The organism is Actinoplanes siamensis, assembly GCF_016862395.1.
GTDB lineage: Bacteria > Actinomycetota > Actinomycetes > Mycobacteriales > Micromonosporaceae > Actinoplanes > Actinoplanes siamensis.
In genome coordinates this window covers 103,421-115,307 of the sequence record NZ_BOMW01000015.1, presented here as the reverse complement: position 1 = coordinate 115,307, position 11,887 = coordinate 103,421, and the positions used below count along the sequence as shown (strand labels likewise).

General features: G+C 73.8%; 6 protein-coding genes. 1 reads left to right on the top strand and 5 read right to left on the bottom strand.

The genetic code is table 11. The annotated features are described in order from the left end of the window. Positions 1-165 precede the first annotated feature (165 nt). A complete protein-coding gene (locus Asi03nite_RS07860) occupies positions 166-774 on the top strand; it encodes a hypothetical protein (RefSeq protein WP_203677760.1) in 609 nt (202 codons plus the stop codon). On the opposite strand, the gene Asi03nite_RS07855 is transcribed toward Asi03nite_RS07860, so the two are convergent. The 5 genes from Asi03nite_RS07855 to Asi03nite_RS07835 form a co-directional block, all read right to left on the bottom strand. After that, positions 752-1,093 (bottom strand): hypothetical protein, encoded by a 342-nt coding sequence (locus Asi03nite_RS07855; RefSeq protein WP_203677759.1) that lies wholly within the window; start codon positions 1,091-1,093, stop codon positions 752-754. The two genes, Asi03nite_RS07860 and Asi03nite_RS07855, sit on opposite strands and share 23 nt — an antisense overlap. 60 nt (positions 1,094-1,153) lie before the next feature. Continuing rightward, positions 1,154-1,870, bottom strand: a complete 717-nt coding sequence (gene araD, locus Asi03nite_RS07850; protein WP_203677758.1) for an L-ribulose-5-phosphate 4-epimerase AraD — start codon at positions 1,868-1,870, stop codon at positions 1,154-1,156. A gap of 229 nt (positions 1,871-2,099) precedes the next feature. Then, entirely contained in the window at positions 2,100-3,146 is a 1,047-nt protein-coding gene (pstS, locus tag Asi03nite_RS07845) for a phosphate ABC transporter substrate-binding protein PstS (protein WP_203677757.1), read from the bottom strand. A 10-nt stretch (positions 3,147-3,156) separates the two neighbouring features. After that, entirely contained in the window at positions 3,157-4,494 is a 1,338-nt protein-coding gene (locus tag Asi03nite_RS07840; protein WP_239102522.1) for a GlnX family signal transduction membrane protein, read from the bottom strand. 389 nt (positions 4,495-4,883) lie between these two features. Then, on the bottom strand, positions 4,884-11,855 hold the full coding sequence (locus tag Asi03nite_RS07835) for a DUF3320 domain-containing protein (RefSeq protein ID WP_239102521.1): 6,972 nt from the start codon (positions 11,853-11,855) through the stop codon (positions 4,884-4,886). Positions 11,856-11,887: the final 32 nt, after the last annotated feature.

Genomic DNA, 11,887 nt, shown 5'->3' with positions numbered 1-11,887 from the left:
CCGCCCGCGCTCCCCGCGAACCGCCTCCCGCGCTCCCCGCGAACCGCCTCCCGCGCTCCCCGCGAACCGCCTCCCGCGCTCCCCGCGAACCGTACTTCCAGGGACCGCCTCCGCATCGCTGATCCGACGAACCGCCTCCGCATCGCTGAATCGACGAAAGGACAGGTGAGCGGATTGGGATCCAAGTCCAACCCGGTCAGGAACCTCGCCGCCCGGCTCCGCGGCCGGCACCCCCGGCTGTCCGGAACGCTGCGCGTCCACGACCCGCTCGGTCACGACATCACCATCCCGCTACGCGGCCGCGCCGCCGTGCTCACCGCCATCGCCACCGGCCTGACCGGGGAGGGTGAGGTCTGGGCCGTGCACACCGACCCGGACGCCACCACGGTCAGCCTGATGATCAGTTACGGACGAACCGACTCCCCCGACCACCGCCGGACCGGCCTCTGCCCGCCAGGTGCCACCGTGACCCTGGACGGCGTCGACTTCACCTGGCACTGCCCCGCCGGCATGCCCCGGGCGACTCCGGCCCCCGCCACGGCCGAGGTCCCGCGCCCGCGCCCGGCCGACACCGCATCGGCCACCGCGGACACCACGCCGGCCACCGCGCGCACGCCCGGCAACAGCGCCCCGTCGGCGGGCCGCGACTCCGGGCCGATCCGGAACGCGCGAGCCCCGCTTCCCCGCTCCGGGAACAGCCGCTCCGTGACACCCACCCTGCGGGAGCGGGTCCAAGCCATCGTCCGCGAGTTCACCAATCCCCCGCACCGCTGACCGCTGCGACCGGTTGGCCGTACGCGGCGATGAGCGACCGATAGGCCTCGAACGCCGGCTTGCGCGAGTAGTCCGACCGGAGCAGCCCGAGCTGGAAGACCGGATCCGGATTGCCGGAATCCGCGTCCCGCAGCGCGAAGTGCTCGTACGTGTCCACGTTGAGCACCCCGGACCGCTCCACCAGCAGGCCCACCACCAGTTCCAGGATCTCCACCTGGCGCCTGAAGGGACGATCCGGGCCGGTGCCCCACCCGTGCTCGGTGACGTGCATCGGCGTGGACTCCAGACGGGCGCGGCGCCGGACGATCCGATCTCGCACTGTTCGGCACCTGCCGTTCGCTGCCGCGACGGTCGGCTGCGGGTGCGCCCCGGGAGCGGGTCAGGACTTGGCGGCGCCGGGATTGCCGTAGTAGGCGCCCGGACCGTGCTTCCGCTTGAAGTGACGCTCCTGCAGATGCCGCGGGGTGAACGCCTGCGGGTTCAGCGCGAGCGTCTTGATCGCCATCTCGGCCACCGCCTCGACGATGATCGCGTGCTCGACGGACTTCTTCGGGCTGGCGCCCCAGGTGAACGGGCCGTGGTTCGCGACCAGCGCGGCCGGCATCGCGGCGGCGGCCTCGTCGTCCCCGATCAGCTCGATGATCACCTGGCCGGTGTTGAACTCGTAGTCGTGCGCGCACTCGTCCGGGGTCAGTCCCCGGGTCACCGGCACCGGTCCGTTGAAGGTGTCCGCATGCGTCGTGCCGAGCACCGGAATGTCCCTGTCGGCCTGGGCGAACGCGACCGCGTTGGTCGAGTGGGTGTGCGTGATCCCACCGATCGACGGCCACGCCAGGTAGAACGCGCGGTGCGACTCGGTGTCGACCGAGGGACGCAGCTCGCCGCCGAGCACCTTGCCGCTCTCCAGGTCGACGGGAACCAGTATGTCGGGCGTGAGATCGTCATACGACACACCGGACGGCTTGATCAGGAAGTACCCGCCGTCGCGGTCCACGCCACTGACGTTGCCCCAGGTGAGCTGCGCGAGCCCGGCCTTCGGGATCACCTGGTTGGCCAGCCAGACGTCCTGGCGCAGGGCCTCCGACCCGATCGTCACGTCGCCACCCCTCACTCCGAAATGTTAGCGCTCACTCTACCGAAGCCGGAGCGTCCGGGTAATGCTAGGCATCCCTATGTGAGCGCACGCACCACCCCGGCTACGACCTCGTCAGCGCCATCAGCCACCGCCGCGCCCGCCCGCACCGCGGCCCACCCGCACCGCCCGCGCCCGCACCGCGGCCCACCCGCACCGCCGCGCCCGCCCGCTCCGGGGGTCTGTCACCCCGTCAGCGCAGCCCCGCCACTGCCGCGGACACCCGCTCACGGAGCGCGCCGGGCAGCGGCGCATATCCCGCCGAGCCGGCGGCCGCCTGCCCCGCGGAACTGGCCGCGTACGCCAGAAAGCCCCGCGCCACCGCCGAAGCCCCTGACCGGCACACCACCTCGTAGGTGACCTGCACGAGCGGGTAGGCACCACCGTACAAGTCGTCGTAATCGAATTCGAGCCGCAGGCCGTCCCCACCGACTGTTCTCGCGGCGGCCACCGCGTCCGCCGCCGCCTCGTCGGTCGGCGGCACGAAACCTCCGCGCGAGTCCCCGACCAGCGCCGTGGCCAGCTCGTTGACCCGGGCGTAGGACGCCTCCACGTACCCGATGGCGCCGTCCGTCCGGGTGATCGCCGCCGCCAGCCGGTCGCTGCCCCGCACGGCCGCGCCGCCCTTGGCAGGCCAGGCGTCGGCTGGCTCGTAGGGCCAGTCCGCCTTCGCCGTCCCGGCCAGGAAGCGGGTGAAATTCAACGTCGTCCCGGAGCCGTCCGCACGGCGCACGGCCCGGATCGGCGTAGCCGGCAGCACCACGCCCGGATTGTCCGCGACGATCGCCTTGTCGTTCCAGACCGTGATCCCGCCGGTGAAGATCTTGGCAATGGTGGCCGGCGCGAGCCGCAGCTCGCCGACGCCCGCCACGTTGTAGGCCAGCGCGATCGGGCCGATCACCATCGGCAGGTGCACGGGTGGGGCGCCGCCGCAGCGGGTCGCCGCAGCGGACTGGTCGGCGCCGGAGAGCACGGCGTCGGCGCCGGCGAAGTCACCGGTCCCGGCCAGGAACGAACGGAGCCCGGCGCCGGAGCCGACACTGGAATAGGCGACGGCGGCCTGGGCGCACGCGATCTGATACTGCCTGATCCACTCGTTGACCGCGTTGGCCTGCGCGGACGAGCCCTGCCCGGCGGCGGACCCGGAGGCGCACGGTACCGGCTCGGCCTCCTTCTCCGGGGTGTCACAGGCGGTGAGCAGCAGGAGGGCGACGAGGGCGGCCACCGCGAGCTTCGTCATCTCGTACCCCTCAGCGGTATTCGGCCAGCCGGCGGCGTACACCGAGCGGAACCAGCAGGACGACCACGGCGAGGACCACGACCGGGATGACCGTCCAGCCGCGCAGCGTGCGTTCCGCGCCGCTGAGCGCACGGTCGAAACTTTGCTTCCGTACGTCCGTGACAGCGCCCGCCGCGGCATCGAAGTACGCGAAGTCGAACGCCGCGTCACCGCGCCGGATACCGGTCACCACCCGCACCGCGTCCTCGCTGCGGCCGTCGCCGGCCAGGGCTACCGCCTTCTCGTGGTCGCGCCGATAGGCCTGCCAGCGCCGGAGCGCCTCGGAGCCGGCGAGCTCGCCGAGGCCGGGGCCGCATCGGTACCTGGCGACCGGGTCGGCAGCGGCCAGGCAGTCCGCCTTGGACGTGAAGTTGTCCCGGTAGTACGCCAGGTTGCCGCTGACCAGGTAGCGGCTCGTGTCGGCGGCCGCGTCGTAGCCCACCGCCCGCAGCCGGGAGAGCGACAGGTAGGGGTTCAGGTAGTCGTCACGGGCCGCGGCCATCCGGCCGGCCTGCGCGGCCAGCACGATCATCGAGGCCCCGACGAGGACCAGGCTCAGCGCCGTCGCGGCGGCCAGCGCCGGGTTCCACGTGCGGCGGAACCGCCGGGCCAGCCACATCTGAAGGAAGGTCAGCAGGGCCAGGAGACCGCCGCCGAGGAGCACCGCGAGCGTGTACCCGGTGGCCTCGGTGGCGCGCTTGTCCGCGAACGCCTGGTCGAGCCGGCTGGTGGCGGCGTCCCGCAACCGCTCGGCCGCCGGGAGCAGACGCAGGTGCAGCACGTTCGTCGCCTGCGTGTAGTACCCGAGGGCGTCCGGCGCGAGCCTCCCGGCTTCGGCCTGCCCGGAGGCGTCGGCCGCCGTGACCGTCTGGCCGACCCGCTGGCGATAGACGGCCAGGCCGTCCAGGAGGTCGAGCGCTACGGCCCGCTCGGCGTCGCCGGCCGCGGTGGTCAGCGAACGCTGCAGATCCGCGTCGACCTGCCGGGACCGCTCCTGGTAGGACTGCTGGGCGTCGACCCGGGTGCCAGCGAGCGCGTCCGAGCCGCCGGTCAGCAACAGGCGGGTGACCTGCGCGTCCATGTCGCTGAGAGCGAAGTAGAGATCGGCCGCGGTGGCCGCCTGGGGCGCCGCCTCCCGGCCGATGATCCGGATCTGGTTCCGCACCCGCGCCATCACCAGGCTGGTCGCGGCGAGCAGTGCGACGGTGGCGAGGACCACCAGCGCCGACCACAGCCGGAGGCGGGCGGGTGTTTCGTTCCGGACCACATTCCGGGCGGTGATTCTGGTCGCTTCCATGACCGCTGGCACGTCGTCACGATAATCCATTCCTGCAATTCAGGTTCTCCCGGACGGAGGTCTAGACAATCGTTCACCAGGCGTTTTCCTGATAGTCATTCGCACAGGTGAATGGCGTATTTAGGACATTCTCGTATGGTCACGTGAATCGCCTCCTCGGCATTTCCCGCACGGCGCCGCCGGCGCAGCACAAAAATCGCCACCAGGTACGGAAAGTGGCGATCCGCCCGTGGCAGCGAGCCTACGCCGGGCCGCCGACAAAAACCGCGTTGTCCACAGGCGGAGCCGCCCGGCCCGGTTGTCCACAGGCCGGTTGCATCCGCCTCCGGCAGGGTCCAACCTGGGCGGCACACCGGCCGCCCCGCGACGAACGGGGCGGCCGGCGGGTGGGGAGCGGATCGTCAGCGGTGGGAGGTGTGGCGGGCGTGGCGGCGAGCGGACTCGTGATGCGGAAGTTGGAGAGCCTCCGGCAGGCCGTGCGCGGCGGCCAGCCCGTTGGGCTGCTGCAGCAGGTGTCCCGCGGCGACCAGGTCGGCCAGCAGGCCGGTCAGGCGGGCGTCGAGATCTGTGGAGCGGCGCGTGGACCAGCCGTAAAGCCTGGTCACGGCGGCGAGCAGCTCGTCGACCGGGAGCACCCCGCCGTCGATCACCAGGTTCTCCATGGCGATCACCAGCTCGGCGTCGGAGACCTGATCGGCCTTGCGGGCCACCCCGTCGGCGCGGAAGCGGACCAGCGGGATCTCCTGGTCCGGGTCGCCGATGAAGGTGCCGTCCCAGGCCACCCCGGCCTCCTCGATGACGGCCTCGATCGCGGCGCGGGCCGGCCGGGTGATCCGGGTCAGGCCCCACTCCTCGCGCATCCGCTGCAGGGCGATGTTGATGTGCACCGGGCCCTCGATCTCGGCCAGGCGCCGCACGGCCGCGATCAGATCGGAGCGCAGTGCCGGGTCGGTGAGGACGGCGCCGGCCGGCAGCGGAGGAAGATCCGCTTTGCGGTACGGGTGGGTCCACTCGTCGGTGGCCGCCACCCCCTCCGCACGCGCCTCGATGGCCCGGGCCAGCAGGTCGCGCCGGGACTCCGCCCCCTCGGGCGGCTCGGGAGGGGCCGTGACCGAGGGTGTCCAGCCGGGCGGCGCGGCCATCGTCTCCTCGAACTCGGCGACCGCGGCGGCGATGTCCGGCTGCCCCTCCATCTCCTCGTACCACTGGTGACGCCCGCCCCGGGGCGGCTGCACGGACTGCTCGGCCACCGCGGCCGCGGCGTCGGCCAGGCCTGGTTCGAGGTTGGCCGACTCGGACAGCTCGGCGCGGATCTGCGAGATCGCGCCCAGACGGTCGACCGGTTCGGTGGTCTCGTCCAGCCCGATCAGGAACTGCGCGGCGGCCGCGGCCAGCTCCTCGGTGCCGACGCCGAAGCGGGCGGCGACCTCGGCCAGGTCCTCGGGACCAACCGTCTCACCGGCCCGGGCTTGCCGCGCGTGCCGGGCGCGGGTGTCGGCAGGCCACTCGACGGACGAAACCGCAGGCTCCGGCTCCTCCCGCGTGGCGGGGGGCCACCCGACCGAGGAGACCACGCGCTCCTCCGGCTCCTCGCGCGTGGCCGAGGGCCACTCGATCGACGAGACACGGCGCCCCGTGGGCTCGGCCGGCTTCTCCTGGCGCTCCGGCGGGGTGACCGGACGCTTGGCGAGCTCGGACTGCTCGTCCCGCGGCGCGGACGGCCATTTCACCTCGGAGACCTTCTTCCGCGGCGTGGCGGCCGCCCGCTCGCCGGCCCCATCGCGGCCTGCGGTGGGCCACTCGACCCGCTCGGGAACGTCGGCGCGGCTGGCGAAGGGCCACTCGGCGCGGATCGAGCCCTCCTCGGCCGGAGCAGGCCGGGCGGCCTGGGCGGCGCGCGTCGCCGTCATCTCGGGTTCGGCGGCGGGCTCGGGTTCCGCCGCGGCCGACCACTCGGCGGATTCCCCCCGGTTGGTGCGGAGCTGGGCGATCGCGGTCTCGAGGTGGGCGCCGAGGTAGGCCTCGGCGACGGCGAGCTCCTCGGCGCCGGCCTGAGCGAAGGCGAACTGGGCCGCGATGCCGGCCAGGCCGCTCTGCTCCGCCGTGACGAGATGCTCGGCCCGGACCGCCTGGGCCGCACGCGCGGCCCGAGCCGCCTGCTCGGCAAGGGCCGCAGGCTCGGCGACCGTGGCGATGCTTTCCTCGTCCTCGACGAGCTCGGCGAGGATGGGTTCCTCCTGGGCCACGGCGGCCTCGGCGCGGATCGGGCGGCGGCTGTCGGTGTCGTGCGCGGCGGCCAGGTCGGCCTCGGCCGCGGCTTCCGCCTCGGCCATTCCGATGTCGTGGGCGTCGGTCCAGGCGAACAGGTGCTCCCGCTCGACCAGGCCGGGATCGGCGAAGCTCGCCGGGACGCCGGCGTCGCCGGACGAGGGCTCACCGGGGACCCGTTCGTCGACCGCCGACCGGGTGAACGCCGAGACGGGCGCGGACTCCGGCTCGGACGGTTCACGCCCCGGGCCGTCCGTGCCCCGCACCCGGGTGAATCCCCCTGCGGCGGGTACGCTCACGTCGTACGTCGCCGGGGTCGCGGCCTCGGCGGACGTCGCGGCGTACCCGGCGGTGTAGCCCTCCGCCGCCTCCGCGATCGGCTGCCCGGCGACGGCCTCCGCGGCCAGCTGCCCGGCGACTCCCTGTGCCGCTTCCGCTGTCGCCGGCCTTGTCGCGACGGCCAGCTCCGGCGGCGCCTCCTCGTCGGGAAGCTCCGCGAACGCGGCCTCGATCGCGGCCCGCAGCCGGGTCTCCTCCCGTTCCCGGTCCAGGTACCACGCCGTCCCCCAGATCCGGTGCAGCCTCCAGCCCAGCGAGTCGAGCACCTGCTCGCGGATCCGGTCCCGGTCGCGGGCGGTGGGCGCCGAGTCGTAGGTCGTACCGTCGCATTCGATGCCCAGGGCGAACGGCGCGTTGCGCCGGGCCGAGCGGCGCACCCCGAGGTCGATCCGGAAGGCGCCGGCGCCGACCCGGGTCTGCACCTGGTACCCCCAGCCGCGGATCACGTCGCGCACCGAGTCCTCGAACGGGGTCTGCGACTCGCCCGGCTGCTCCTCTCCCAGGTCCAGCGCGCTGATCCCGCGCGCCGCGTAGTCCAGGAAGGCGGCCAGTTGCCGCAGGCTGTCGTCGGTCTCGGAGAGATCGCGGGCGCGGACCGCGGAGATCACCTCGAGGCGGCGGCGGGCACGCGTGGTCGCCACGTTGAGCCGGCGCCAGCCGTCCCGGCCCGCCAGCTCCCCCAGGTCGGTGCCGATCGCAAAGATCACCACGTCGCGCTCGTCGCCCTGGACGGCGTCCAGGGTCTTGATGAAGAAGCCGCGCAGCCGGTCGTCCTCGCGCGGGACGACCATGTCGGCGACCGCGTCCTCGATGTCCCGGGCGTCCGCCGCGGTGCACACCACCACGCCGAGCGTGAGCTCCGGCCGGGTGACGAAGTGGTGCGCCACCCGGGTGGCGACCAGTTCGGCAAGCGACATCTCGCCGGTGGCCGGGTAGAGCTGCACGCCCCGGTCCGGCCCGGCCGGCGCGAAGGCCGGGAAGGTGTTCAGCCTCCCCTGGTAGAAGGCGTGGTTGGCGAAGGCGATCAGCGACTCGTCCCGGCTGCGGTAGTGGGTGGCCAGGTCGAGGACCCGGAAGGCGCCGCAGCTCAGAGCCAGTTCGAGGATCGATCGCTGGTCGCCGCCGGGGATCGGGGTGGCCGGGAGCTGCCGGTCGTCGCCGGAGATCACCAGGGCGTTGCCGCGGTAGGCGCAGGTGATCGCGTCCGGCACCGGGACCCGGGACGCCTCGTCGATGATCACCACGTCGAAGTGCAGGTCCGGCGGGAGCAGCCGGCTCACGTCGGCCGGGGACATCACCAGGCACGGCTTGACCGCCATCGCCGCATGCGAGGTACGGGCCAACAGGTCCCGGACCGGCAACCGGCGCCCCTGCTGGGCGGCGGAGGCGCGGAGCAGCGCCGCCTCACCGGCGGCCGCGTCGGCGGGCTGCAGCGCGTCGACCGCGTTCATCACCTCCGCCGCGGCGGCGCGCTGCAGCTGGGCGTCCCACGCCCGGAACTCGGCGACCAGGCGGTCCCGGGCCGCCGCGTCGAGCGGGACGAGCCGGTCGTCCTCCCGGATGATCGCGTCGGCCCAGGACTCGAAGAGCGCGCGCCCGAGCACCGGCAGGATCTGCTCGACCGGCAGGTCCGCGCGGGCGCAGAAATCGACCGCCGGGTCCAGGCCGTGCTCGGCCAGCACCGCGCGGGCTGCCTGGTGGTCGAACCACTCCTGTTGGCCGCGGCTGTCGTCGAGCAGCTCGCGGAGCAGCTCGCGGGCCGTCTCCCGGTCGTCCAGGGCGGCGCCGAGCGTCGGGTGCCGGCTGGGCGCGAAGGCGCGCAGGATCCAGTCCCGGGCCGACTGCCACTCGGCGACCCGGGCCGGCAGGACGTCCGTGGGCCGGGTGCGGCCGAGCAGCTCGGCCTGCTCGGGGGTGAACGCGACGTCGGCGCCGTGGCGGATCCGCCGGGCCTCCGAGGTCCAGGCCATCGCCGTGGCGAGCGCCTCCACGTCGGTCTGGGTGCCGCGGTAGGCGCTGCCGAGGACCCGGGCGTACTCCTTGGCGTTGGCCGTCAGCGCGGCGGCGGCCTCCGACGCGCTCTCCCGGAGCAGACCGATCGCGGCCGCCTCGGCCAGGGTGAAGTCCCGGCCGGCCGCCGCGCTGTACGCCTGCACCAGCTCGGCGACCGCGGTGAACGGCTCGACGTGGGCGCGCAGCCAGGTGACCGCGTCGTGGATCGGTCCGGTGGCCAGCTGGGGGCGGGGCGCGGGCTCGGGCGGCGGGCGCAGCGCGGCGGTCCACCGCTCGAACTCCTTGCCGGCCTCACCGACGATCCGGATGATCGCGCTGTTCGGAGTGGGTGCGCAGATCCGCTCGATCAGGGTGGGCAGGGCTTCCGGCGGGGTGACCTGGAGGACCTCGTCGGTGGTGCGCAGCGCCCGTTCGATCGCGTCGAAGTCGGTGTCCAGCCCCCGCCAGTGCCTGCCGAGGATGGCGGCGTGCTCCTGCTCGGTCTCGTCGAGCTCCTGCCGGGCACGTTTCCAGGCGGCGGCCGCGGTCAGGTTGGCGACCGCCTGGGACCGCTTGACGTCCGGCCGGGCGATCTCGGCGGCCGCCTTCTTGTCCCGCCGGTACGGCGCCCGCAGCTTGCGGATCCCCTTGTGCTCGTGGGCGAACCGCTCGGCGAGCTCGTCCACCGGCTCGTCCAGAGCCTGCTCGCTGAAGTGCTCGCGGGCCCGGGCCTCGGCCGCCTTCATCACGTTGACGGCGCGCCGCAGGTTGCGCATCGCGGCGTGGGCGGCCCGCATGCCCTGGTCGTCGAACCAGGCCGGCTCTGGTTTGTCCGGCCGGGACAGCAGGTCCACGATGGCGACCAGCCGGGGCAGGTCGGTGAAGGCGACCACGTTCGGCAGGCCGAGCCGGGCGGTGACCCGGTCCAGGCTGTGCTGGTGCTGTTCGAGCCGGTCGGCCTCGTCGGCGAAGCGGCGGGCCAGGCCCCGGGCCTGCGCGGCGGTGAGCGGCAGCAAGTCGATCGCCGGCGGCTGCAGGTGGATCAGGCTCGGGATGACCGGCAGCTTGGCGGGGGACGGCAGCGAGCTCCACGTGACCCCGGCCCGGGCGCGGACCGCGTCCTCGGCCTGGTGCAGCGCCTTGAGGTGGCGCGCCAGGCCCTCGGCGGAGCGGGCCACCGGTTCCAGGCTGGGCATGGTCAGCCACTCGTCGGCGGCCTCGGGCGGGCGGCGGGCGGCGTGCCCGACCAGCGTGGTCAGGGTGATCGCCTCGCCGATCGAGCCGATCAGGAACGCCTCGGCCAACGGGTCCCGTTCGATCGCCTCGGACAGGTGATCCAGCGCGGTCTGGGCCTGGTGCAGCCGGGCGTCCAGCCGGTTGCGGTCGATCACGTCGCGCCACAGGAAGTCGTCGCCCTCGCGGACCGGCCGCCAGGCGCGGCCCAGGCGCTCGGCGGCGTCGCGGACCCGCTGCAGCGACTGGGTGGTGAGCGGGATCGGCAGCTCCGTCGGTGCCGGTGCCTGCGGCACGTCGGTCATCTGCGCGCACATGCCCAGCACGTCGTGCAGGCGGTGACCGAGCGGCTCGCGGACCTCGTTCATCGCCTCGGCGTACGCGTTGAGCCGCTGCCGGTGCTCGCGCAGCGCCTCGCGTTCGTCGGTGGACAGGTCCGGCGGGGGCAGTGGGATGAAGTCGAGCGCGGCGGCCAGGGCGGCCGCCACCTGCTCCCGGCCGGTCCGGCCGCTGTGCAGTTCCAGCAGGTAGTCGTGCAGACCGGTGGGCTCCAGCCGGTCCCGGACGGTGTCCAGGGCGGCGGCCTTCTCGGCGACCAGCAGCACCCGGCGGCCGGCGTGCAGCAGGCAGCCGATCATGGTGGCGATGGTCTGCGACTTGCCGGTGCCCGGCGCACCGCGCATCACGAACGTCCGGCCGTGCAGGGCCGCGGTGATGCAGGCCCGCTGCGCCGCGTCGGCGTCCAGCACCAGCGGCACGTCGTCCGGGCTGGCCACCTCGTCGATGCGCCGGCCGGAGATCACGTCGAACTTGAACGCGTCGGACTGCGCCTGCGGCGGGGTGGCCAGCGCGCGGACCACCGGGTGGGCGAGGATCCGCCGTTCGTGGTCGAGGAGGTCGGTGTACATCACCTCGCGGTGCACGGCGAACCGGGTGAGCAGCACCGACTCGTCGGAGTGCCAGTCCGGGTGGTCGCCGAGCGCGGCGTCCAGGCGGGCCCAGAAGACCGTGACGTCCAGGGCGGCCAGGCTGTCCACGGCGGGCAGCTCGATGTGGTGCCGGCGCAGGCAGATGTCGAGCGCGGGGTTGACGATCGGGTCCTCGGCGCGGGCCCGCAGCCGCGGGTAGTCCTGCGGGTCCGGGGTGACCAGGTCGACCGGGATCAGCAGGATCGGGCTGACGTGCTCGTTCTCGCCGTCGCGCCAGCGGACCGTGCCGACCGCCAGGTAGAGCGTGGCGATGCCCTGTTCCAGCAGGTCACGGCGGGCGGCCCGGCGCAGCGACCGCAGCGTCGCGTCCATCTCCGCGTCGGTCATCGCGGTCTGGAACACGTGCGGGGCGCGTGGACGCGGGCCTTCCGCCTGCTCCTCGATGCCCAGGAAGCCGCACTCGCGGCCGCGTTGGAGCGCCTCCACCACGCTGCGCGGCGACGGGCTGAGGATCTCCACCACCCCGGGCGCCGTGGTCCGCACGTCGATCAGCGGATTGGCGCCGGTGAGGTCGAGCAGCCCATCCCGCCACTCTTCCAGCGTCGCCCGCACACGGGCATCAGGCCGCCCGGTCAACCCATCCG

What these genes read in the sequence shown, in the direction of transcription:
- pstS (WP_203677757.1), bottom strand. Translation starts at nt 3,146, where the DNA reads ATGACGAAGCTCGCGGTGGCCGCCCTCGTCGCCCTCCTGCTGCTCACC.